Raw genomic sequence first — 21,757 nt, 5'->3', positions numbered from 1 at the left:
CATATTGGATATAACGGAATTAAATTAAAAGCGGGAGAGATGTTGTATGCCATCAGTAGAAAGCTTTGAATTAGATCATACGATTGTAAAGGCACCTTATGTAAGACATTGCGGAGTTCACAATGTAGGTAGTGACGGTATTGTAAATAAATTTGATATTCGTTTCTGCCAACCGAATAAACAAGCAATGAAACCAGATGTTATTCATACGTTAGAGCATTTATTAGCATTTAATTTACGTAAATATATTGATCGTTATCCGCATTTTGATATTATCGATATTTCACCGATGGGCTGCCAAACAGGATATTATCTTGTAGTAAGCGGAACACCGACAGTACGAGAAATCATTGATTTATTAGAACTAACATTAAAAGATGCGGTTCAAATTACAGAAATTCCAGCTGCAAATGAAACACAATGTGGTCAAGCGAAGCTTCACGACTTAGAAGGAGCACAACGCTTAATGAACTTCTGGTTAAGCCAAGATAAAGATGAACTTGAGAAAGTGTTTGGATAAAAAGGAAAACTGCCTGTGAAAGGGCAGTTTTTTTATTGTACTAAGAGCGAACATACTCTTCTTTTTTATGAAAATATATTAGATACTCCAACATATAAAACAAAGGCAGAACCGAGAAAATAAACAAATGCTTTTGCTTTTTCCCGTTTCTTCATTTCATCAATTCCAAAAAGGATAAACATAATACTTAAAAGGATAAACACGTAAGGTAAAAGAATAGTGAAGTTTGCAAAGAAGCTAAATAGGGCGAGAGAAAGAGCGATAGTGGCGATTATAATTTGAATGTTTTTTAACATGGAATCCCCCTTAAGTAGAAAGAAATAGTTACTGAGAGAAAATAATTATAAATGCTAAATTGATCGAAATTTTATTCTACATGTAGCGAAAGAGTTTGATATTAAAAAGAAGAATATGAGACTAGAAACGAAAAAATACGGGATACTCATTAATTCCTAGAAGAATAAAGGAACAACTGAGAATAAATTGTACGTATGGGAGAAGTGAAAAATTATCGGTAAAATGGACATAAGTGCTTAGAGTGAGTAAGAGAAGCATGAAAAATGCTAAAAAAATCCGTAATATAGTTAGAGTTAGCATCGTATAGCCCCCTTTAGACCATTTACTAGAATATTTCTGTGAAACCAATAAATAAAGCAGCGGCTCCTGCTAGTAGAGCGAGCGCACTACCTCCTGTTTGCTGTTTTAATATTTCCTCTAAACTTATGGTGAGGGCCATACCTCCTAAAAAGATGAACATATAAGGGATTATTTCTCTATTACCAGTAAAAAATCCATAGATTGCTATAGATAAGGCAATAAGTGATAAAGTAATCCGTCCCCATTTTAGCATAAAAGACCTCCTCTATTTTATGTAGGTAATAATGAGAACAATCCAAATGAAAGCACCGGCAATAATACAAATAAGTCCAGTTGCTGATTCCCTTTTCTTTATTTGTTCAAATGCGATGAGAAACATTAAAGCCCCTAATAGAAATTGTGAAAGAGGTAAAGAATTATTTTGACCTGTATATAATCCAATTGCCGACATAACGATCACAGTGAGTGCTACTATGATGCGAAGTATACGAAGCATATTAGGAATTCTCCTTATTCTTTTTTGTATAAGGATTGTCTTCTAGTTTATCGACGGAATGTTTATAAGCATAGCCTTTATTAATTGTCATGACGGAGAGTACGAGGATGATTAGGACGATGATAATACCGATAATTAATATTTTAAACATAAAATCCCTCCTTTTCTTTATTTTACATAATTTTGTAATTGATGAAAACAATAGAAAATAAAAGGATGAAAGAAGGGTGTTACATGGAGACGAAAAAAACATATTATATATCAATAGGAAATGGTCAAATTTCACAAGTGAAGACGGCGGATACGTATAATTTTGAGATTTCCGCAAATGATGAGGAAATTACGGAATTAAGAGAGCACTTTGATCAAGCATATGTAGAAGATTTAGGGTCATTTGTACGCTCCCACGTTCCATTTGTTGAGTATCATCACGATTCAAATAATGACCGATATGATGAACAACTACAAAAAGCATATAAAATGATTTACGATTTAGGAAATCATGAGACGAAAGAATTAGTCGCACAAATGGGAATAATCAATGGATTGTAATTGGATAATATTATGCAGAAAAGCGAGAATATGCTACAATTTGTGGTAGGAAAAACTTGTAACCATCAATAGGGGAGTAATGGCATGTACAAATTTAAAGATTATTACCACAACACTGTACAATTATCGTTTGAACGTTATCCATTTTCTCCTGAGCCAAAGCATGTTTGGGTTGTATGCCGGTACGGGGATCAATGGTTATTAACGCATCATTTACGTCGCGGTCTTGAATTTCCAGGTGGTAAAGTAGAACTAGGGGAAACACCGGAAGAAGCGGCAGTTCGAGAGGTTCATGAAGAAACCGGCGGCATAGTTTCTGATTTAACTTACTTAGGACAATACAAAGTATCTGGAAAAGACAAAATAATCATTAAAAACATTTATTTTGCAACAATTAGTGCGGTAGAAGAACATACGCATTACGAAGAAACGAAAGGGTCTGTTTTATTAAAAGACATTCCTGACAACATTAAAACGAATAGAAAATTTAGCTTTATAATGCGCGATGACGTATTAGCGCGTACGATGAAACATATAGAAGAAATCGGCTGTTTTACGAAGTAAAGTAGCCGGTTTCTTTTTTTGTATGTAAGAATAAATGTAAACATATCTTTACATTATTTTGGGGATATTATACAATTTTGTAAAGATATATTTACATTTTAGGAGGGGGAAGATGGATAAAAGAAAAGAAACGACTGTTACTGTTTCGATGGTTAAATTAAACTTTTCTTTATTTTTTATAATAATTGCTTTGTCGTTTGGAATTGGTTATTTGCATATATTTCTTTCAGGTGGGGTTCAAGTCGAAGTTACATTATTAACGATGTTTCTTTTTATTATCGCAATGATTGTTCTCGTTTGTATTCATGAAGCGATACATTTAATTGGCTTTCGCTATATCGGAGGTGTTCCGTGGAGTGAACTAAAATGGGGCGTTAATTGGAAATTAGGTGTTGCATATGCTCATTCTAAACAGGCGGTTACAGTAAAGCAAATGAAGAAAGTGTTAATGCTTCCGTTTTTACCAACTGGAATTTTGCCAATTGTATTGGGATTAGCTATGAATCTGGAGCCACTCTCATTTTTAGGAATTCTACTAACAGCAGGGTGTATCGGCGACATTGCCTTATATCAAAAAGTTTCAAAGTTTCCAGATGATGCGCTAGTAAAAGATCATCCGAGTAAACCGCAGTTTACAGTATATGAATAATAAGAGGAGGCGTTTTTGAACAACTGCCTCCTCTTATTATTTTTTGTCGGTAAATCAATATATTGTGAAAATTGTTGATATAATTTAATTACTATTATTGTATTTTTATCTCCACCTCCACCTCTAAAAACGAAAGCACCTCCAACAAATCATCTACGATACGTGAATGCTTAAAATCACCCCAAAACGAATCTTTTTTCCAAACACCAAGAATCCCTACTTGTTCAGAACCAAGCACATCGTTTTCTGGATGATCTCCAATATAAAGACATTCTTCTGCCTTCACATCTAGTCTTTGCAAAGCACGTTCGAAAATTTCAGGATGAGGTTTTTTAATTCCTTCAGCTTCTGAAACGAGAATGGTGTTTGTATACGTATGTATATGTAGTGCTCGAAGGTTGCTCATCTGAAATTCAGTAAAACCGTTTGTGATAATACCAATTTTAATGTTTCGCTGTTTTAACTGTTGAAGTAGTTCATGCGTGTTTTTGAAAGGAATACAATGATGTTGGAAGTTTGTAATATAGTCGTGTAGTAGTTGCTCTTGCGTTAAAGTAGTAATGTTGTATTCGGAAAGGAGAGTAGCATATACTTTATCCTTCCACGTATAGCCATTATTATCGAGTTCAAGAAATCGAGAACAATACTCTGATTTCTCTATACTCATCAAATGTGAGGAGAAGCGATTATATTGCTCATAAATAAATTATTCTAAAGATTGGCGCCGATCTAATAGTGTTCCATCTAAGTCGAATAAGATTGCACGAATCATGAGAAGCCTCCTTGGAGTTTTTATAATTAATTATCGCATATTCGCAAAAAAATGATTATGATATTTTGTAGAATGGAATAATGGGGGATTGTATGAAGAAACTGTATGGCAAGTTAGTGTGTTGTATTATAGCAAGCAGTTTAGTTGCAGGATGCGATAGTGCTATCGAGGTTACGAAAGAAAAAGAAATTTGTAAAACAGAAGAAGAGTGCACGCAAATAGGAGATAAAACATTACAAAAAGTATATAAAAAGATAGAGGGACTTTCAGAACTTGAAAAAGTAGAAGATTATGACATAGAAGAGTATGAAAGTGTGAATATGAAAGAGGCGGAACAGAAAAAAGAAGAGGATGACAATTATTTCTTTTTAGCTTCTTATTATATCGATGGTGATGAAATTGTAGATCCTTATTTTGAGAAATTGGATCGTAAGAGATTGAATAAAGCTTTTGCAGATGACGAAGTAGCAAAAGGTGATTTGTTAAGCCAACGGCAAGATAGAGAGTATCATGAAAATTTATGGGACATGTATCGCACTCTCATTCCAGTGAAATATCGTGAGAATATAACAGGGTTTGATCTAATAACGGATGGTTATGATGGCGTTGTTGCTCATGTCATGCCAAGTATGGATGACCCGAGAGATTGGTTGCTTAGTTTAGACGTGCTCGATTCTGGGGTGAATATAGATGAAGTGATGAAAACATTAATTCATGAAACGGCTCACGTATTAACGATTGGGCATAAACAAGTACCAGTGGATAGGAAATATTTAGAGGCGTTTGATGAAGAGAAAGACATTTCATCATATCGAAATAAATGTAAAACGGTGTTCTTGAAAAATGGATGTGCGAGAAAAACTTCGTATATTAACCAATTTTATAATGAATTTTGGAAACCAATTGAGCAAGAGTGGACAGAAAAGAAAGTAGAAGAAAGTGAAGAGGCACAAATTAAATTTTATAAAGAAAAGCATGATGAGTTTGTATCGTTGTATGGAACAACAAATGTAACGGAAGATATCGCAGATACATTTACAGCGTTCATTTTACAAGATTCAAAAAAGGTGAAAGAAGGTACAGAGTTAAAATATAAGAAAATTGCTTTCTTCTATCAGTTTCCTGAGCTTGTAAAAATGAGAGCGGAAGTGCTGTCGGGATTATATGATGTTTCAAAAACGATAGAACAACAAAGTGGAGACTAATGTGAGTTATGTGTTCGATATAGTTTCGTTAAAGTAAAGCGTGAAGAATTTTTAATTCTTTGCGTTTTTTTATGTTGATAAAATTGAAAATTCTGTATTTTTCTTTAAAAGAAGAAGGAACTGGAGGTATAAAATAGAATTAGTATAAAAATGTCACAATTTAGACACAATTATAATGCGCGTGTTGTAGGGACTATAAGTTTACTCTCGAGGAGGTAATGAAACGTATGAAAACGATTCTTGCTGTTGCTGGTCTCATTTGGGTAATGTCTCACGGTTTTCCGATTTTTGAAGGGGAGCAAATTCGTAGTGCTTTGAATGAAAAGTTTAATGATTATCATGTGATAGATCGAAAAGATAATGTCGTTACAGTACGTGTGAAAGACTGTTTCCATACAGTTACGGTTGCGGATGGAAACATTACAAATGAAACGAAAATGTGTGATAAAAGGTAAAAGAAAGAAGCTGACTATAGCGTACTGTTTTGAGTCAGCTTCTTTTTCTTTTTCCAATTAGAATTTTTTCAAATGCCTCAACAAATACATACATAAGAGTTGCAAGAACACATGTGAGTAGTACGCTAAGTAAGACGAGTGTGAAGTTAAAGACTTGGAATCCGTAGCTAATTAAGTAGCCAAGTCCTTGTTTGGAAACGAGAAGTTCTCCGAAAATAACACCGACCCAGGATAAACCAACGTTTACTTTTAACGTTGAGATAATTGCTGGAAAGGATGCAGGGAGAACGACTTGCTTATAACATTGCCATTTATTTGCACCAAATGTGTCCATCACTTTTATATAGTTAGAATCGACTTCTTGAAATGCACTGTAAATAACGAGAATGGTAATGATGATGGAAATGATTACTCCCATTGCGATAGAAGATGAAATGTTTGGACCGAAAATAACGATGATGATTGGACCGAGTGCAACTTTTGGCATTGCATTTAGGACGACGAGATAAGGATCAAGTACGCGGGCTAGAAGTGGCATCCACCAAAGGAACGTGGCAATAATAGCACCAAGTACTGTTCCGAGAATGAAGCCTACTCCTGTTTCCAGTAATGTCGTCCATATGTGGACCCAAAGTGAACCGTCGATCCATTTCGTTAAGAAGAGATCCCAAATACTCGAAGGAGAGCTAAAGAGTAAAGGATCAATCCATTCTTTTTTACTAGCTATTTCCCATAGTGCAAAGAAAAGAATAAGTAGTAAAAGCTGTAGTGAGCGAGCAATCCAAGCACGCCTGCGTTCTTTCTTTCGAAATTGTTCATGTAGTTGTTTTATATTATCCAAGTCGTTCCAGCTCCTTCCATATATCTTGAAAGAGGGCTGGGAAATCGTAGTGATGGCGTGCTTCTAACGGTGATAAAGAACGGATACTTTCCGGGACGATAAAGGTTTTCGCGATTTTTCCAGGATTTGCTTGCAGTAAATAAATACGATCACTCATCGCAATCGCCTCTTCAATATCGTGAGTAACAAGTAGTGATGTTTTCTTATATTTATTTAGTAAGTTGAAAACGAGTTCTTCTAGTTTTAATTTCGTTTGATAATCGAGTGCGGAGAATGGTTCATCTAGTAATAAAATTTTCGGATCAGTTGCTAACGTTCGAACGAGAGCAGCACGTTGACGCATACCGCCGGATAGTTCACGAGGATATTGTCCTTCTACCCCGTGTAGACCGACTTGCTTTAAAAGGTTTAAAGTATGTTCTTTCATTTGTTCATCATAAATCCTTCGAATATGAAGTCCAAGCATAATATTTTCTTCAATCGTTTTCCACGGGAATAAGTAATCTTGCTGCAACATATATCCCATAGATGAAGTTTTCGTTGTAATTGGTTCACCATCTAAAAAGACAATACCATCAATTGGATCAAGTAACCCAGCAATGATTGAGAGGAGCGTTGTTTTACCGCAACCACTTGGGCCGAGTATAGAAATAAATTCGCCTTCTTCCACTTGTAAGCTCATATCTTCAAGAATAAGTTTGGCATTCTCTTTTGCAAAAAAACAGTGAGAAACGTTACGTATTTGCAAAAAACTCATACACTTCGCCTCTATTTCTTAATAACGCTTTCGGCAATTTTTGTATTGACGAGCGCTTCATGTGGGACTTCTTTTTGTAATTCACCAGCGTCTTTCATAATAGTTTGGAGCTGTTTCCATTCTTCTGCATCTAATAGTGGATTTGTCGCATAAGAATGTTGCTTTTTATACCGTTCAATTACTTTTACTGTAATGTCTTTTGAAGTGTCTTTAAATAGCGGGGAAACAGTATCAGCAATCTCTTCTGGACTATGTGTATCAACCCATTGCTGTGCTTTATAGAGCGCACGTGTGAACTTTTCAGCAGCAGCTTTATCTTTCTTTAAGAAACTTTCTTTTGCCATGAATGTTGTATAAGGAACAGTACCAGATTCATTTCCGAATGAAGCGACGATATAACCTTTACCTTCTTTTTCGAATATGCTTGCAGTCGGTTCAAAGAGCTGGACAAACTCTCCTGTACCAGATGCAAAGGCATTTGCAATATTAGCAAATTCGATATTTTGAATTAAGTTCGTATCTTTGCGAGGATCAATACCATTTTTCTTTAAAACGTATTCCCCAACCATTTGCGGCATGCCGCCTTTACGCTGTCCTAAAAATGTAACACCTTTTACGTCATTCCAATTAAAAGAGTCTAGTTTTTTACGTGAAACTAAAAATGTCCCATCTGTTTGTGTAAGTTGTGCAAAGTTAATGACAGGGTCTTTCGCTCCTTGTTGATGAACGTAAATAGATGTTTCAGAACCGACGAGAGCAATATCAATTCCGCCAGATAATAGGGCGGTCATCGTTTTATCGCCACCAGCTGTTGTTTGTAAGTCAATATTTAGTCCTTCATCTTTAAAAAATCCTTTTTCAATCCCGACATATAATGGGGCATAGAAGAGAGAATGGGTAACTTCGCCGACGCGAATGTTTTGGGTTTGTTCTTTCGTACTTTCTTTTTTACTACTACAAGCAGCAAAAGTAAAAACAGCTAGTAATATGATGCAAAAAATCGCGATTAATTTTTTCACTATATAACACCTCCCAGAAGTCACTCTACAAGCATGATATGTAGGTAAGTGCCCATATGTGAGTGTAGATAGCAGGAATTTTTTTGGAGGTAAAGAAGTACAAATATAAGGGGTGATAAAATGGAGTACGAATACGATGATAGCGTACATTTACATCTTGATTATTTCGGGACAGAATGTGATATGGAATCGATTGCTTATAAGAGAAAGAATGAAGACGTATGGGATGTGTATTTTAATTTTGGAGTATACGGTATTCAGAAAGACGATGTAGAGTTAGGGAGATTTATGGACGAATATGCTGGTCATTACGTTTTTTCTGTACATGCTCGCGACCTTAGTTGGGAGTTTGGAAGTGCCCAGTTTGAAGAGTGGGTTTTGAAAAATCGGATAGTAGAAAAAACGCTACAAAAATAGGAGGAATTTTGTGATTGGATTTCTCATCTTATTATTTATTTTTGTGGCCGGATTTTTTATTATGCAAATGCTTATTTACCGATTTGCAAAGAAAAACATCCATAAATATACAAAAATAAAATGGTTTCATATGAATATGAAAAAAGGCCCGAGATTAGATTTTTTGGATTTTGTAGTTACAGTACTCGTATGTATCGTATGGAAAATATGGCTGCTTCCTTTTATATAATACACATGCTAATCATCTTCTCTTTTATCATAAAATAACGAAAAGAACCTGTCTTGTGGCGGGTTCTTTTCGTTATAGTAATAGTTGTAAAAAACTTGCATTTATACATAAAACAGTGAGTAGTGTTGTGAAAGATATTTTGACAAATACAGAAACACATACATACGGAATTAAAGTGTAATTACAGAATGGACAAATTGGCCGTGTGTAAAGTGTGGGGAATAAGAAAGAGGTCGTCCAACGGTGGACGACCTCTTTCTTATTATGCTTGGTTAGTGCGGAAGAATGGAAGTTTCTGCACAATGTGAATTAATCCGTATGCAAGAATTAAGCACATAAGAGGATTAATGAAAAATCCATAGCGATTAATTGCTAAGAATAAGTTTGAGAAGATAATGTAAATAATAGAACTTGCTACTAGCATCATAACGCGTTTATGTTTAAATGAATTTAGCATGAAGCAGAAGCTGCTCAAGAATGTACCGATGATAAACACTCTATGACATAGTTGCATAAAGTTGTGAATACGGTATTGGTCTACAGCAGGAGCTGTTTTGAATAATTCAATTGTTTTACCGACAGTGAACCAAGAGAACCAATAAGTGAAGTCCGTCTTAAATCCGTTCTTGATTAATTCTTTTGCGTATGCACCTTTGTCATCTAAGCCTTTAGCTCTCATTTCATTTACTATATTTTCATATCCAATTTTATTAAATGGATCTGCACCGGCAATTAGTGGATCTGCACCTTGGGTTGAGAATAAAATAAATTGGTTGAGTGCTAAGTAGTTACGAACAACCCATGCGCCAATAATAAAGAAAGGTCCGATAAACCATAACAATCCGATTCGAATGGAGTCTTTAAATCCATATGTAAATAACACAACAAGAACAGGAATGAGCATCATTGGAGCTGGATTTGGACGGAACATAAGTAAAATTGAAACGACAATTCCAAACCATATATGGAATTTCACTTTATTGTATTTCCATGCGAGAACAAATACATATACACATAACGCCAATAAGAATATGGATGGAACTTCTGTTAGCAATGTACGGAAGTATGTATAGTTACTTGGATAAATAGCATATAAAATACTTGCAACAATTCCATAAATGTTTTTTTCGAACAATTCTTTTCCTATTAAGAATACTAATAGCACTGTGCAAAGGTTCATGATCATGTTAATAACAGTTGCTACGTAATAGTAAGGAATTGATGTAATATCAGAAATAATCATAGCGCCAGCTAATAGTAATGGCTGACCTGGTGTAATATATGCATTTTTTCCTGGAACTTCACTAGGTTCTAAATACACATAACCAAATACACCATGTTTTAATAGTTGTTCAGCTGTTAACGAATAGTTAAAGGCATCATTTGCACCATATGTTACTTTGACTAACTCTCCATCTAATCCTGGCTGTTTTACTAAACAAAAAACGTGCAACAGGAAAGAAAGCGCCAAAATTACATATACCGCTTTAGGCAAACTCTTAAACTTAGTAAGCAAAAATGAGCAACTCCTTTTTTATTAATTCTTTCGTATTTTTATGTGAAATCTTTAATAGTATTAAGGATTTCCAAAACATAGTTATTATATCATAAAGTGGAATGCTGAAATTAAGTTTTTCAAGAATGAGTAATTTGTATGCCACAATTTAACTGTTGATTAAGGGAATATTAAGACAATACATTTATGATAGAAACAAGTATGCAGACGAAATATGTAATATATGTTATTTTAATAGAAATAGTTCTTTCGATGCGGGGGAAATTAAGACATAGAAACGAGGGAATGAATTGAAGTATGGTTCTACACTTTTTCATCTTCCAAAAAGAAATATATTAATTTCTAGCATTATAAGTAGTATGGTGACTTTATTAGTAATAACTATGCTGTTTATGATTTTAAAGGTTTTCAATTTAGACATGATGAAAGATCATTTAAATCAAAAGCTTGTTTTAAGTGTTATGATGATTTTCATATGGGGCATAACGTTTTATATTACGCATTTCAATAAAAAAGAGATGTCTATACTTAGAGCATCCCTACGAGTGCATTTTATATTATTTTTGCTAGCTCATACAGTAGCGTTATTTTATATTGTCATGCAAGTTAATATGAGTTTCATAGAGGCAATGAATTGGATTTACTTTTATAATATGCAGTTTATATTAAGTTTTGTAGTAATTTATGCAATATATATTCTTGTATATAATTTAATAGGTAAGGTTTTTCTAAGTATGGTTTTAACGAGCTGTACGTTAGTCATTTTATGTATTGTGAATTATTTGAAGCTTATTTTCAGAGGTGATCCGTTATATCCTTCTGATTTTACACAAATTACGCATATGCAATCTGTTATACCGATGGTGATGGACTATTTTAGTTGGAGTTATATTTTTGTCATTATCTTAAGTATCGTAGCTTGTATTGTAGCAGGGATATATATGAGAAGGTATATTCAAAATGTAAAGATTCATCTAGGAATAAGAGCCTTATTAGTAGTAGGATCTATTTTTGTTCTATATGCGTACGGTAATTTTGCGAATACATTTATGAATAAAGTATTTCAAAAATCAGGTGTAGATTTTGTTTTGTGGAATCAAAATGAGAACTATGCTTCAAATGGTTTTGTACTTGGGTTTATTAGCAATTTAGATACAACAGTTATGGAAAAACCAAAAAATTATTCTAAAGAAAATATGCTTCAAATAGCAAACGATATAAAAAAACAATATAGTGGAAATATAGGGAGCCAAAAGAAAAAAGAGAAACCGAATATTATTTTTGTAATGAGTGAATCGTTTTGGGATCCGACGAAAGTAACTAACCTTTCTTTTAGTGAAGATCCTGTACCCAATTTACATCATTATATAGAAAACTTTCCTGGTGGACAAACTATTTCTCCTACATTTGGGGGAAATACGGCGAACGTTGAATTTGAGGCATTAACAAGTTATTCAATGAGTTTGTTAAAGCCAGGTTCTATACCATATCAGCAGGTTATTACAAATAAGAAAGAAATTCCATCAATCCCTACGGCGTTGAAAAAAGAAGGTTATTATACAAGTGCAATTCATTCATTTGGTCGCACATTCTTTAAACGTGACGATGTATATAAGGTGTTAGGATTTGATAAGTTTAATGCAGAGGACACGATGAAAAATGTGGATATTGATGGAGATTATATTAGTGATTTAGCGATGAGTAAAGAGATAATTGCTGAGTTAGAGGAACAAAAACAGCCAACATTTATTCATGCAGTTACGATGCAAAATCATTTTCCATTTACAGAAGGCCGATTTGGTGAAAACCTAATAGAAATTAGCGGTCTAGAAAATGAAGAATCAAAGGGAGAATTAGAGACGTATACAGAAGGATTAAGACGTTCAGATGAGGCCCTTCAATATTTAATAGAGCAACTAGATAATTTAGATAGACCTACATTATTAGTATTCTTTGGAGATCATCTTCCATCATTAGGAACAAATAAATCTTTTTATAAAGAAAATGGGTATATAACGAATGAAAAAACACCGAGCGAACGTTTAGCGATGGCGCAAACTCCGTTATTAATGTATGCAAACTTTGATATGCCAAATGATAATTTAGGTTTAGTAAGCCCAATTCATTTTTCTAATCTTATTTTTGATTATGCAGGATTAAATAAATCCTTATTTTATCAATTTTTATCGGAACTTTACAAGGAAATACCAGTGCTTAGAGATGAATTAAAAGTTGATAAAAATGGAGAAGTAATCAATAATTTAACAAAGAAACAAAAAGAAATGTTAGAGCAATATAAAATGCTTCAATATGATTTACTCGTTGGAAATCAATATAGTAAAGATATCCTCTTTAAATAAAAGAAACAAAAAGAACTTGTATAACGATACAAGTTCTTTTTTCATAGTATTTAACGGGGGAACCAGACAAGCTGGGTTTAGGGAGTATTACCTGTACATTTAGTATATATGAAAATGTAATCGTTTAATTTGTGTATTTGTGAGAAATATGTGAATTTTATGTTTTGTGAAAAAACGATTATATTAACTTTCGTTCTTGTATTGTAGTTGTTATGCATGTAAAAATTTTATCAGTTCTTTATTTAATTCATCCGCTTGATCGATTGGTGAACCATGACCACTATTTGTAAGAGCATGTAACTGAGAATTTTTAATTCGTTGTTGCGTAAGCTCAGCACTTTTGTAAGGAATTAGTTGGTCGTGAACGCCGTGGAAGATTTTTGTTGGGACGTTAATTTTATTTAAATCTTTCGTTACATCTTCATTTGCAGCTGCTTGTAAAATTTTTATAAGGGCATAAGAAGCGGACTGCATACCGAGATAAGAAAACCATTCAAGGGTTGCAGCCCCTAAGTTTCTATTAAAAAAGGATAAAGATACATCATTTAAAAATTTTGGTAAATTAGCATACATTTGATTAATGAGAGCATCTGCTTGTTCTTTCGGTACACCGTAAGGGGACTCTTGATTTTTAACGAAAGAGGGGGAGACAGCGTCAATTAATGCGAGCTTAGAAATGCGGCGCCCATTATAGCGAGACATATAGCGAATAGAAAGAGCACCACCAACTGAGAAACCGACTAATGTAGCGTTCTCTACTTGAAGTGCTTCCAGAACAATTGCGATATCATCGGCTAATCGATCATACGTGTAACCAGTCCATGGCTTATCAGATTGTCCATTCCCTCGTATATCCATGGCGATACAGCGAAAGCCATGCTCAGGTAAAACATTGAGTTGATATTGGTACATTTGATGATTTAAAGGCCATCCGTGAACGAAGAAAACAGTCTTACTACCTGGACCAGGATTAACGTCTTGCACAAAAATATGCACATCTTTCTCGACAGTAACAAACATAAATGTCCCCCTATTTTATGAATATGCTCTATCCCAAAAGCGTTGTTTTGTCATAGCTTTAATAAATTCATTTGCTAGCCTCGTAGGGTCTTGTTCTATTAGAACACCAGGCTTTCCTTCGATATTTAAAGATTGAATAATAGAAGAGCCGTTTTGGAAGGAGCCAATCGGCTTAAAGTGATTATATGATTCTACGACAAATGAACTTGCTTTGTTAAGAAAATGATCATCCATCTCTCCGCCGATAAGAAGTAATCCATCATAAAGGAGTGGTGAGCCTGTTAAGAAAGTATCATTTACTTCCCACTGTCCATTTGGCGTTCCCTGCACTACCTAATCGTTCTGAAACGATCACTGGCAGTTAAAGAGTTTTCATTGCTTGAAATTTTACCACCTGTATTTGTTGTCATCTCCTTTCCTTCATTTTCGTGCGTAAAAGATTGGAGTTGTTCGGTCTTTTTATTTTTTTTGCCATCCATAAAAAACACCTCCCATAATATACGTATTATTGTTTATGTTTTTTATGCTTGTATATAGCATGAAGATATTGCATAGTTGGCATGATTTTCCTCAAATGTTCGATTTATCTTTGTTTGTCTATGAAAATCATTTATTATAATAAATGGTATTCTTCGAGATATTATTTTGAAGGGGTGTTGAAGTGAAAGAAAGTTTTCTATCATATAAAGAAGAAGAAAGAAATGCAAAAATCCTTTTATGGGTGTTATATGTCATTGTTATTGTATATCAAATTTTCTATGCAATCGTATTAGAAGATAAATCAATAATGGATAAGGGATACAACATAATATGGCAAGTTATTTGCGGAGTAGCAATACTGTGCGTGAATATATATTTAATGAAAAAAGAGAAGGCAAATCTTGTTAAATATGCATGGATATTTGCATACATAGGGATAGAACTCGCTAATATATTTTCGTATGTTTTTTATAATAAGGCGGCGTTTGATGCGACAAATATAATAGAAATTATTCTCATTTTCTTTGTACCTATATTTTTAAATAAAAAATTCTATGTGTTGTTACTTTCCTCTATTGTAGGAAAATATTTAATTTATTTATTTGTATTAGAGGAAGTAAAAGCATTTATGTTCCTTATTATGTATACACTTATGTTAATAGCTGCATATATCATTTTAAACCGATTTTTACAATATCTTTCAGCTGTAAAGGAAAGTATTGCGATTGCTAGTGAATCACAGAAATTAGCAGTAATCGGAAAAATGGCAGCGACGGTTGGACATGAAATTAAAAATCCACTTGCTTCATTAAAAGGATTTACGCAATTACAACGAGAGAAGCATGAAGAGGATCCTATTTATAAACGTATGATTTTTGAAATAGAAAATATGAATAATATGATAAGTGAGTTAATGGAAGTTGCTACATGCAAACCTTCTATTTATAAGAAACATGATGTAGGAAAAATTGTATTACAAGTAATAACAAGTCTTCGTGAAAAAATAGATGAATTAAACATTCAGTTTATTTCTAATGTGGAAGAAAAAACAATAGAAGTTGAATGTGATGAACGAAAAATAAGAGGAGTCTTTTTATATACGATAAAAAATGCTTTAGAGGCAATGGGACAAGGTGGTATATTACATTTACAATTAGAAAATAAAGGGAAAGAATATGTAATGATCAGTGTGATCGATAATGGTCATGGTATTAAGCAAGAAAACTTACCCCGTGTTACAGAGGCCTTTTATACAACGAAACAAGATAAAATTGGTCTGGGACTGACGGTAGCGAATCGAATTGTCGCCGAGCACCTTGGTGAGTTGCATATTTCAAGTGAAAAAGATACTGGAACGAGAATAGACATCATTCTCCCAAGGAAGTGTGGAAATACTGAAATCCAAGTGGAAGAAAAGCTAGGAGTTACCATATGAATAAAGGCTATATATTTAAAAATGAAGAAATAAAGGCGCTGAAAGCATTTTCAAGTTTATTTTTTATTATATTTTTCGTATATGATCTTGCCTATGAATTTATCGTACCGTTAATCGGTGGAGAGCAAGAAGGTGTAGGAGAGTTTGAAGATGGTTTAGGTTTATGGCTTTACTTTTTGATGGTGGTATTGTTTTGCATTGGAATATACTTTATGAAATGGAAGAATGCTTTTGCGGTAAAGTATATTATTCTAATTGGCTATAATGTATTAGATTGTATCCATAACATTATGATTTATTATGGTAGCGATGCAGAATTTGACGGTGGAAATATAGTAGAAGGATTTTTTATTTTGTTTGCACCAATCTTTGTGAATAAAAGATATTTCTGGTTAGTTCCAGCGATACTTATCGGAAAGTATGCTCTTACAGGAATCATTATTCAATCTTCTCTCGTTTTAATCCCAATGGCATTATATAGCGTATTTACTATCATATGTTGGATTATATTTTTAAGGGTTCAGTCTTACGTTCGTACGCTTGAGATGATGGACAAAGAAATAAAACAGACAGAAAAACTAGCAGCTGTTGGAAAGATGGCAACGGTTATTGGTTATAAGATTAGAAGACCTTTAGCAAACTTAAAAAAACTTGTGAATAAACAAGCAGACAAGCATCCAGAGGATAAAATTTATAGTGATATTATGAAACAAGAAGTAGATCGGATTCATATAATTGCTACAGAACTTAGTGGATTTGAGAAATCTAAATCACTAGAATCAGAAACTCATAACATACAAGAAATTATTTCTTATGTTATTCGAGTTATGGAAAAGCCAGCTTTAAAACAAGGAGTTTACATACAAGGTATTTACAGTAAAGACTTACCATCAATTACATGTGATGAAAAACGATTAAAACAGGTCTTTTTTAATTTAATCAAAAATGCAATTGAAGCAATGTCAGTTGGCGGAACAATTACGATTAAAGTTACTGTAAAAGATGGAATCATCGTTCAAGTGAAAGATGAGGGATGCGGCATTCCGAAAGATAAAATTCCAAAGTTAAATGAAGCCTTTTATACAACGAAAGAAACAGGAACTGGTCTAGGTTTAGTAGTTACAGAAAAAATTATTAAAGACCACAACGGTAAAATAAGTTTTGAAAGTGAAGTTGGGGTTGGAACGACGGTTGAAGTTATGTTACCACTGCATTAACTACAAAAAACATCACTTATTTGGAAGTGATGTTTTTGTGTTCTTCTTAGGTAGACGTTCTAAAAAAGAGGACGATAACGAAAAATAATATATTGATAGTGTAAAAAGAAAATAATGGATGTTTTACTATGAAAAATATATAATGGCTTTGTCTGTTATTTGTTGTAGTTCATTTATATTTCTATTTGTTGACCCGAATCTCGGGTCTTTTTTTATGAAATGAATTGCTATATATCGGTAATTAGAAAAATAGAATATACAGCACTTGCAGTAATTCCAGGGGTAATATAAAGGGATATAGCATCTCCTCTTGCAACTGGGTTTCCAGTTGTAATACTAGTCCAAGTTACAGTAGCGGGACCTACTGCCGGAGTAGGATTAAATACTTGAATTTGTCCTGCTCCGCTATCCGTTGGTTTAATGGAAAATACCATAGTTCCGGTAATTTTGTCAGTAGTAGTTAAGGTAATAGTAGATAGGATGTAGCTAGAAGAAGGGGTTGTGAGGTTTGTTGGGACATTTCTGCAAATATTAATCGTATAAATAGCAGCAGGTAAATTATTTATATTTATAGACGCAGAAAAGCCGACAATACTACCGGCTCCAGCAGTGACATATGGAATAACATTGGAGTCAATTCCAGGAGAACCCGCTATACGTTGAAAACCAGCATTTGTTCCTTGAAAAACAATACTTTTTGCTGAAGCACTATCGGCAGATCCCGTAGGTCCAGTAATGCCCGTAGGTCCAGTGTTCCCCGTAGGCCCAGTGATGCCGGTAGGCCCGGTACTACCGGTAGGTCCACTTTCTACTAATACGATATAATCTGGAGATATATTAGGAAACCCTTGAGGTGCATCTTTTTTTACAACATAGCCACTGCCCGTATAAGTGACAACTTGTCCTTTTTTATAGTTGGGAGCCGCTGCTAGACTAAAGGTGGTAGTACTTTGGAAACCAGCTCCGGAAGGTCCAGCATTACCCGTAGGTCCGGTGTTCCCCGTGGGTCCAGTGTTCCCCGTGGGTCCGGTGTTCCCCGTGGGTCCGGTGTTCCCCGTGGGTCCGGTGTTCCCCGTGGGTCCAGTGTTCCCCGTGGGTCCAGTGTTCCCCGTAGGTCCGGTGTTCCCCGTGGGTCCAGTATTTCCGTTAGAACCGCTGTTGCGTCTGCCATCGCAACTAAAAAAATTACGTGGGTACATATATGTTCTCCTTTCTATATTTTCAAAATCTAGTTTTTAAAATAGAACTAATATATATACATATTATGAATTCTATAATTTTGTGTGGCAGATCGTCTTTTGTGTCTAGATTTCAAAAGATAGCGGGAGGAGAATTAAGTAGTGTTAGAGCCACCATTTTTCCTGAGGAAGTAAAATAACATCCACATCAAAATTCTCTTTAAACCAATCATACATCAATGTCTCTTTCACTAAATATTCAGAGGCAGAGTGTGACACACCAATCAGAGACATATTCGTTTCTTTTACATAATCCATAATGAGCGAGTATTTATGTCTGCCGTAATCATTATCGATATGGCAATGGATTTCTCCTGTAATATATGCTTCAGCACCTTTTTCTTCTGCTTCCTTCATTAAAGATACGACATCGCCACATCCAGCGATAATTGCGATTTTTTTGATGGAATCATGTCGTTTACCTTCGAAGTCTGTGTAAGGAATCTGGAAGAGTTGTTTTAGATGTTTTTGGAGTGCTTCTGTTGATGTTTCATCTATTTCACAAATAAGGCCAACTGGTTCTTGTTCTGGACCTCCATATGCAAAGTCGTCCACTACAGTAGCGTTTAATGCTTTTGCAATTGAAATACTCGTTCCATGTGTTTGATGAAAATCCATTGGTACGTGACATGTATATATAGAAAGTTGTTTTTCTTTTATTCCTTGCAAATATTTTTCAGGAATTGGTAAGAAACCGCGGCCTGATCTTCCAAGCGGATCACCGCACTCCATTACAAGGGGATGATGCATAAAGAGTAAATCACCGGGTGTGGATTGTGAAATGAATGTTTCAAGAACGTCATCTGTAGGGAATACAGCTAAAAATACTTTGTTTACATTTTCAGATCCGTGCATCATAAGGCCGTTAAATAAATCTACAAAATTTGCTTCGAAAAATTGTTGCCAAGGAAATTTGATAGGATCATATACGGCTGGGATAAATCGACTAAAGGCACTATCTTTTCCGTATTTTTCAATTTGGAATAAGTGATCGAGTGATTGCTCTATTTTTTTTAAGGCTGGCATGTTTGATAATCCTCCTTAAGATGATTCTTGCTTTATGAGTTGTTTGTATTCTTCGTAGCAAAATAAGAAGCGGATAGGAAACAAATAAAACCTAGAATCCAGCTAATAGAAGGAGAATAGGGAAGTACATGCTGTAATAGCATTCCGCTAGAAATGAAGAAACTACTAAATACACCTAATAACATGGGATATCGTTGTAGTTTGAACACAGATAGTAAACATCCTTTCTCCTGCATGAACTACTCATAAAAGCTCGATTGCTGAAACTTTATCACATACATTGTATATTAGTCTTAATTTTCTGTATATAACTTTTAAGAAAAATGGTGATACAATATATGAATGATAAGAGAAGAGAGGATGAAGATTAACATATGTACGTTACTGTAACAGAAGCAGCATATAAAAAGATTATGGATACGATTCCAAGTGAAGCGAAATATATAAAGTTATTTTATGATAATGAAGGTTGCGGTTGTGTTATGAGCGGAATCATCGATTTAGTAGCTGTAGCAGAGAAAGATGAGCGCGATGTGGATATTGAATCAAGCACAATGAATTTTATCGCTGATCGTACAAAGCTTGTATTTATGGACGATAAGTTAACGGTTGATTGGCATGAAGGTGGAGGAACTTTTCAGTTGAAGAGCCCAAGCCAGTTTTATAATCCAAATATGAAATTACACGTTCGAGTATAGTAAAGGTGAGTCCAAAATGTATTTTGGACTCACCTTTTTTATTTTATAAGTCGCTATTATTGTCGATAAGTCGATATATTGAAAAAATCGCTGATATAAATGGAGTTGCGCTGATATATTTGGGAAATCGCCGATATAAATGGAGTTGCGCCGATATATTCAGAAAATCGCCGATATAATTTCATTTACCAAAACGTTTCATATAATAAAAAGATTTTTTCACATAATGAAATGTACATGTGATTGAATTTTCTGTATAATCTTCTTTGCGGAGGGGATACGCATGAGAAGATGGGGAATTGAGTTATTAATTTTAAGTGTTGTTATTATTTGGGGGATTAACTATACAATTGCGAAGTATGGACTTTTAGAATTTACAGCAATTGAGTTTACTGTACTTCGTATGATGGCGGCGGCACCGCTTCTGTTACTCCTTACCTTTTGTATTGAAAAGTCGGTTTATATGGAGCGAACGGATATACCTAGATTAATTATCGTTAGCGTTGTAGGTATTGTACTGTATCAAACGTTATTTATGGAAACTGTCAAATATACATCCGCTACAAATGCCTCTTTACTCATTTCTATTTCACCTATTTTTACAACTGCATTTGCGATTTTCTTGAAACAAGAAAAGTTTTCTTCTCGAAAGTTAATCGGTTCTATGACTGCCTTTGTTGGTGCAGCCTTAGTTTTAGTAGCAGGACATTCACTTACTAGTTCTTTTTATGGCAATGGAATTGGACTTATTACATCAATATGCTGGGGGCTTTATCCTGTTTTAGCAGGACCATTAATTAAAAAATATTCAGCATTACGTGTTACTGCATGGTCTGCATTAGTGGGTGCGATTCCGCTATTATTGTTAAGTGGTCCACATGTGTTTGTCATGCCATTTTACATTACTCACGGAATGACACTATTTGCTTTACTATATTCTATTTTCTTTGTAACAGTATTTGGTCTAGTAATATGGTATGTTGGTGTTCAAAAAATTGGGGCGTCACATACGATGGTATATATGTATATAACGCCGCTTGTAGCGGTTCTATTTGCAGCTGTCTGGGCAAATGAATATGTATCGTTTCAACAAATCATCGGTGGAATTATCATTTTTGTCGGTCTATGGTTTGTGAAATCGGAGAAAGTAAAAGTTCATTCTATTGCAGAGGAACCTATATCAAAATAGGAAAACAGATCACCTATGATCTGCTTTCCTATTTTTTTATTTTTGGTAAGAAGATGAGAAACAAGATAGCAGTAATAAGTGGAATTAAGTTTAAAAATGGAATACGGAAGAGTGTAATAAGAATAATACCTGGAAGAAGAACACCGAGGACAGCGTAAAAAATGCTATGATTTTTCGTGTACCAATACAATGAAAGTCCAATAAGTGCAGGGATAATGAGGTGAATGAGAGCCATTAAAAAATAAATCATTAGACGCCCCCTTTATTTGTGTGCTTATTACATCATATCCGTATGTTCATAGATTGATATCATTTTTTTCATAAATGGACGAAAAAAGTTTGAAAAACCGTCACAAAATATGAGAATATGATGTTTGAAATCTTGTATAATATTATTTTCTAAAAACATTTAAACAACATAAACATACTGTTTATGTTGTTTTTAATTTGAATGAAATGAATGTAAGGAATATGAATTTGAAAGAAATTTTTTGTTGGATAGATA

General features: G+C 34.3%; 25 protein-coding genes and 3 pseudogenes. 14 read left to right on the top strand and 14 right to left on the bottom strand.

Annotation, left to right across the window (positions count from 1 at the left end):
- Positions 1–46: 46 nt before the first annotated feature.
- On the top strand, positions 47–520 hold the full coding sequence (gene luxS, locus GD442_RS23535; protein WP_001141371.1) for an S-ribosylhomocysteine lyase LuxS: 474 nt from the start codon (positions 47–49) through the stop codon (positions 518–520).
- Positions 521–585: 65 nt separating this feature from the next.
- Here the strand turns inward: luxS and GD442_RS23530 are convergent, their stop codons facing one another.
- The 4 genes from GD442_RS23530 to ytzI form a co-directional block, all read right to left on the bottom strand.
- Positions 586–816: a YczI family protein gene (locus GD442_RS23530; protein ID WP_000916668.1), complete on the bottom strand. Its 231-nt coding sequence runs from the start codon at positions 814–816 to the stop codon at positions 586–588.
- A gap of 326 nt (positions 817–1,142) precedes the next feature.
- Entirely contained in the window at positions 1,143–1,370 is a 228-nt protein-coding gene (locus GD442_RS23525; RefSeq protein WP_086407817.1) for a DUF3953 domain-containing protein, read from the bottom strand.
- Positions 1,371–1,382: 12 nt separating this feature from the next.
- Positions 1,383–1,613 (bottom strand): DUF3953 domain-containing protein, encoded by a 231-nt coding sequence (locus GD442_RS23520; RefSeq protein WP_000944458.1) that lies wholly within the window; start codon positions 1,611–1,613, stop codon positions 1,383–1,385.
- Between the two features lies 1 nt (position 1,614).
- A complete protein-coding gene (gene ytzI / locus GD442_RS23515; protein WP_000472794.1) occupies positions 1,615–1,764 on the bottom strand; it encodes a YtzI protein in 150 nt (49 codons plus the stop codon).
- Positions 1,765–1,847: 83 nt separating this feature from the next.
- Here ytzI and GD442_RS23510 point away from each other — a divergent pair, with 83 nt between their 5' ends.
- The 3 genes from GD442_RS23510 (at position 1,848) to GD442_RS23500 (ending at position 3,378) form a co-directional block, all read left to right on the top strand.
- Positions 1,848–2,165, top strand: coding sequence for a hypothetical protein (locus tag GD442_RS23510; RefSeq protein WP_000448409.1), 318 nt, complete (start codon positions 1,848–1,850; stop codon positions 2,163–2,165).
- A gap of 84 nt (positions 2,166–2,249) precedes the next feature.
- Positions 2,250–2,729: an antimutator 8-oxo-(dGTP/GTP)ase gene (gene mutTA, locus GD442_RS23505; protein WP_000276385.1), complete on the top strand. Its 480-nt coding sequence runs from the start codon at positions 2,250–2,252 to the stop codon at positions 2,727–2,729.
- A gap of 112 nt (positions 2,730–2,841) precedes the next feature.
- On the top strand, positions 2,842–3,378 hold the full coding sequence (locus GD442_RS23500) for a DUF3267 domain-containing protein (protein ID WP_000361287.1): 537 nt from the start codon (positions 2,842–2,844) through the stop codon (positions 3,376–3,378).
- Between the two features lie 94 nt (positions 3,379–3,472).
- On the opposite strand, the pseudogene GD442_RS23495 reads toward GD442_RS23500, so the two are convergent.
- Positions 3,473–4,150, bottom strand: a pseudogene (locus GD442_RS23495) (HAD family hydrolase).
- 92 nt (positions 4,151–4,242) lie between these two features.
- Between GD442_RS23495 and GD442_RS23490 the strand changes: the two are divergent.
- Both GD442_RS23490 and GD442_RS23485 read left to right on the top strand, forming a co-directional pair.
- The gene (locus tag GD442_RS23490; protein WP_159365215.1) at positions 4,243–5,355 is read left to right on the top strand and encodes a recombinase family protein; all 1,113 of its coding nucleotides are present in this window, start codon (positions 4,243–4,245) and stop codon (positions 5,353–5,355) included.
- A gap of 227 nt (positions 5,356–5,582) precedes the next feature.
- Positions 5,583–5,810 (top strand): hypothetical protein, encoded by a 228-nt coding sequence (locus GD442_RS23485; RefSeq protein WP_000849112.1) that lies wholly within the window; start codon positions 5,583–5,585, stop codon positions 5,808–5,810.
- 34 nt (positions 5,811–5,844) lie between these two features.
- On the opposite strand, the gene GD442_RS23480 is transcribed toward GD442_RS23485, so the two are convergent.
- From GD442_RS23480 to GD442_RS23470, 3 genes are read right to left on the bottom strand one after another with little or no spacing between them, the layout of a single operon-like run.
- Positions 5,845–6,651 (bottom strand): ABC transporter permease, encoded by an 807-nt coding sequence (locus GD442_RS23480; protein WP_000368771.1) that lies wholly within the window; start codon positions 6,649–6,651, stop codon positions 5,845–5,847.
- Complete coding sequence (locus GD442_RS23475) at positions 6,644–7,408, bottom strand: ABC transporter ATP-binding protein (RefSeq protein WP_000009035.1); 765 nt, start codon at positions 7,406–7,408, stop codon at positions 6,644–6,646. The genes GD442_RS23480 and GD442_RS23475 overlap by 8 nt, the downstream gene beginning before the upstream one ends.
- Before the next feature lie 11 nt (positions 7,409–7,419).
- Positions 7,420–8,427 (bottom strand): ABC transporter substrate-binding protein, encoded by a 1,008-nt coding sequence (locus GD442_RS23470; RefSeq protein WP_086407816.1) that lies wholly within the window; start codon positions 8,425–8,427, stop codon positions 7,420–7,422.
- Positions 8,428–8,547: 120 nt separating this feature from the next.
- Here GD442_RS23470 and GD442_RS23465 point away from each other — a divergent pair, with 120 nt between their 5' ends.
- The 3 genes and pseudogenes from GD442_RS23465 to GD442_RS28190 all read left to right on the top strand — a co-directional run.
- On the top strand, positions 8,548–8,844 hold the full coding sequence (locus GD442_RS23465) for a DUF3986 family protein (protein ID WP_000455579.1): 297 nt from the start codon (positions 8,548–8,550) through the stop codon (positions 8,842–8,844).
- Positions 8,845–8,854: 10 nt separating this feature from the next.
- On the top strand, positions 8,855–9,073 hold the full coding sequence (locus GD442_RS23460; protein WP_086407815.1) for a hypothetical protein: 219 nt from the start codon (positions 8,855–8,857) through the stop codon (positions 9,071–9,073).
- A 109-nt stretch (positions 9,074–9,182) separates the two neighbouring features.
- Positions 9,183–9,254, top strand: a pseudogene (locus GD442_RS28190) (DUF2196 domain-containing protein); the annotation flags it as partial.
- An 81-nt stretch (positions 9,255–9,335) separates the two neighbouring features.
- Here the strand turns inward: GD442_RS28190 and GD442_RS23455 are convergent.
- The gene (locus GD442_RS23455; protein WP_000956221.1) at positions 9,336–10,589 is read right to left on the bottom strand and encodes a glycosyltransferase family 39 protein; all 1,254 of its coding nucleotides are present in this window, start codon (positions 10,587–10,589) and stop codon (positions 9,336–9,338) included.
- 290 nt (positions 10,590–10,879) lie between these two features.
- Here GD442_RS23455 and GD442_RS23450 point away from each other — a divergent pair, with 290 nt between their 5' ends.
- Positions 10,880–12,949: an LTA synthase family protein gene (locus GD442_RS23450; RefSeq protein ID WP_086407814.1), complete on the top strand. Its 2,070-nt coding sequence runs from the start codon at positions 10,880–10,882 to the stop codon at positions 12,947–12,949.
- 210 nt (positions 12,950–13,159) lie between these two features.
- Here the strand turns inward: GD442_RS23450 and GD442_RS23445 are convergent, their stop codons facing one another.
- On the bottom strand, positions 13,160–13,969 hold the full coding sequence (locus GD442_RS23445; RefSeq protein WP_000498278.1) for an alpha/beta fold hydrolase: 810 nt from the start codon (positions 13,967–13,969) through the stop codon (positions 13,160–13,162).
- 15 nt (positions 13,970–13,984) lie between these two features.
- A pseudogene (locus GD442_RS23440) lies at positions 13,985–14,327 on the bottom strand (catalase); the annotation flags it as partial.
- Between the two features lie 303 nt (positions 14,328–14,630).
- Here GD442_RS23440 and GD442_RS23430 point away from each other — a divergent pair.
- Both GD442_RS23430 and GD442_RS23425 read left to right on the top strand, forming a co-directional pair.
- Positions 14,631–15,884, top strand: a complete 1,254-nt coding sequence (locus GD442_RS23430; RefSeq protein ID WP_000664892.1) for an ATP-binding protein — start codon at positions 14,631–14,633, stop codon at positions 15,882–15,884.
- The gene (locus GD442_RS23425; RefSeq protein ID WP_159365213.1) at positions 15,881–17,101 is read left to right on the top strand and encodes an ATP-binding protein; all 1,221 of its coding nucleotides are present in this window, start codon (positions 15,881–15,883) and stop codon (positions 17,099–17,101) included. Before GD442_RS23430 ends, GD442_RS23425 begins: the two co-directional genes overlap by 4 nt.
- A gap of 227 nt (positions 17,102–17,328) precedes the next feature.
- Here GD442_RS23425 and GD442_RS23420 read toward each other — a convergent pair whose 3' ends face one another.
- The gene (locus GD442_RS23420; protein WP_086401158.1) at positions 17,329–18,300 is read right to left on the bottom strand and encodes a collagen-like domain-containing protein; all 972 of its coding nucleotides are present in this window, start codon (positions 18,298–18,300) and stop codon (positions 17,329–17,331) included.
- 144 nt (positions 18,301–18,444) lie between these two features.
- A complete protein-coding gene (locus GD442_RS23415) occupies positions 18,445–19,365 on the bottom strand; it encodes a Nif3-like dinuclear metal center hexameric protein (protein ID WP_001111125.1) in 921 nt (306 codons plus the stop codon).
- Between the two features lie 374 nt (positions 19,366–19,739).
- On the opposite strand from GD442_RS23415, the gene GD442_RS23405 reads away from it, so the two are divergent.
- Together GD442_RS23405 and GD442_RS23400 are read left to right on the top strand one after the other, a co-directional pair.
- Entirely contained in the window at positions 19,740–20,063 is a 324-nt protein-coding gene (locus GD442_RS23405; protein WP_000289570.1) for an iron-sulfur cluster biosynthesis family protein, read from the top strand.
- Between the two features lie 283 nt (positions 20,064–20,346).
- A complete protein-coding gene (locus GD442_RS23400) occupies positions 20,347–21,252 on the top strand; it encodes a DMT family transporter (protein WP_086401159.1) in 906 nt (301 codons plus the stop codon).
- Between the two features lie 28 nt (positions 21,253–21,280).
- Here the strand turns inward: GD442_RS23400 and GD442_RS23395 are convergent, their stop codons facing one another.
- Positions 21,281–21,502 carry a hypothetical protein gene (locus tag GD442_RS23395; protein WP_000639042.1) on the bottom strand — a complete coding sequence of 74 codons (222 nt, stop codon included), beginning with the start codon at positions 21,500–21,502 and terminating at the stop codon, positions 21,281–21,283.
- Positions 21,503–21,757 lie beyond the last annotated feature (255 nt).

This window comes from Bacillus sp. A260 (assembly GCF_009861435.1).
Classification (GTDB): Bacteria; Bacillota; Bacilli; order Bacillales; family Bacillaceae_G; genus Bacillus_A; species Bacillus_A cereus.
This window is presented reverse-complemented; position numbering and strand designations above follow the sequence as displayed.

Excerpts from the sequence above, each read along its gene's own strand:
- luxS (WP_001141371.1), top strand. The coding sequence starts at position 47 with ATGCCATCAGTAGAAAGCTTTGAATTAGATCATACGATTGTAAAGGCA.
- GD442_RS23530 (WP_000916668.1), bottom strand. The coding sequence starts at position 816 with ATGTTAAAAAACATTCAAATTATAATCGCCACTATCGCTCTTTCTCTC.
- GD442_RS23525 (WP_086407817.1), bottom strand. The coding sequence starts at position 1,370 with ATGCTAAAATGGGGACGGATTACTTTATCACTTATTGCCTTATCTATA.
- GD442_RS23520 (WP_000944458.1), bottom strand. The coding sequence starts at position 1,613 with ATGCTTCGTATACTTCGCATCATAGTAGCACTCACTGTGATCGTTATG.
- ytzI (WP_000472794.1), bottom strand. The coding sequence starts at position 1,764 with ATGTTTAAAATATTAATTATCGGTATTATCATCGTCCTAATCATCCTC.
- GD442_RS23510 (WP_000448409.1), top strand. The coding sequence starts at position 1,848 with ATGGAGACGAAAAAAACATATTATATATCAATAGGAAATGGTCAAATT.
- mutTA (WP_000276385.1), top strand. The coding sequence starts at position 2,250 with ATGTACAAATTTAAAGATTATTACCACAACACTGTACAATTATCGTTT.
- GD442_RS23500 (WP_000361287.1), top strand. The coding sequence starts at position 2,842 with ATGGATAAAAGAAAAGAAACGACTGTTACTGTTTCGATGGTTAAATTA.
- GD442_RS23490 (WP_159365215.1), top strand. The coding sequence starts at position 4,243 with ATGAAGAAACTGTATGGCAAGTTAGTGTGTTGTATTATAGCAAGCAGT.
- GD442_RS23485 (WP_000849112.1), top strand. The coding sequence starts at position 5,583 with ATGAAAACGATTCTTGCTGTTGCTGGTCTCATTTGGGTAATGTCTCAC.
- GD442_RS23475 (WP_000009035.1), bottom strand. The coding sequence starts at position 7,408 with ATGAGTTTTTTGCAAATACGTAACGTTTCTCACTGTTTTTTTGCAAAA.
- GD442_RS23465 (WP_000455579.1), top strand. The coding sequence starts at position 8,548 with ATGGAGTACGAATACGATGATAGCGTACATTTACATCTTGATTATTTC.
- GD442_RS23445 (WP_000498278.1), bottom strand. The coding sequence starts at position 13,969 with ATGTTTGTTACTGTCGAGAAAGATGTGCATATTTTTGTGCAAGACGTT.
- GD442_RS23425 (WP_159365213.1), top strand. The coding sequence starts at position 15,881 with ATGAATAAAGGCTATATATTTAAAAATGAAGAAATAAAGGCGCTGAAA.
- GD442_RS23420 (WP_086401158.1), bottom strand. The coding sequence starts at position 18,300 with ATGTACCCACGTAATTTTTTTAGTTGCGATGGCAGACGCAACAGCGGT.
- GD442_RS23415 (WP_001111125.1), bottom strand. The coding sequence starts at position 19,365 with ATGCCAGCCTTAAAAAAAATAGAGCAATCACTCGATCACTTATTCCAA.
- GD442_RS23405 (WP_000289570.1), top strand. The coding sequence starts at position 19,740 with ATGTACGTTACTGTAACAGAAGCAGCATATAAAAAGATTATGGATACG.
- GD442_RS23400 (WP_086401159.1), top strand. The coding sequence starts at position 20,347 with ATGAGAAGATGGGGAATTGAGTTATTAATTTTAAGTGTTGTTATTATT.
- GD442_RS23395 (WP_000639042.1), bottom strand. The coding sequence starts at position 21,502 with ATGATTTATTTTTTAATGGCTCTCATTCACCTCATTATCCCTGCACTT.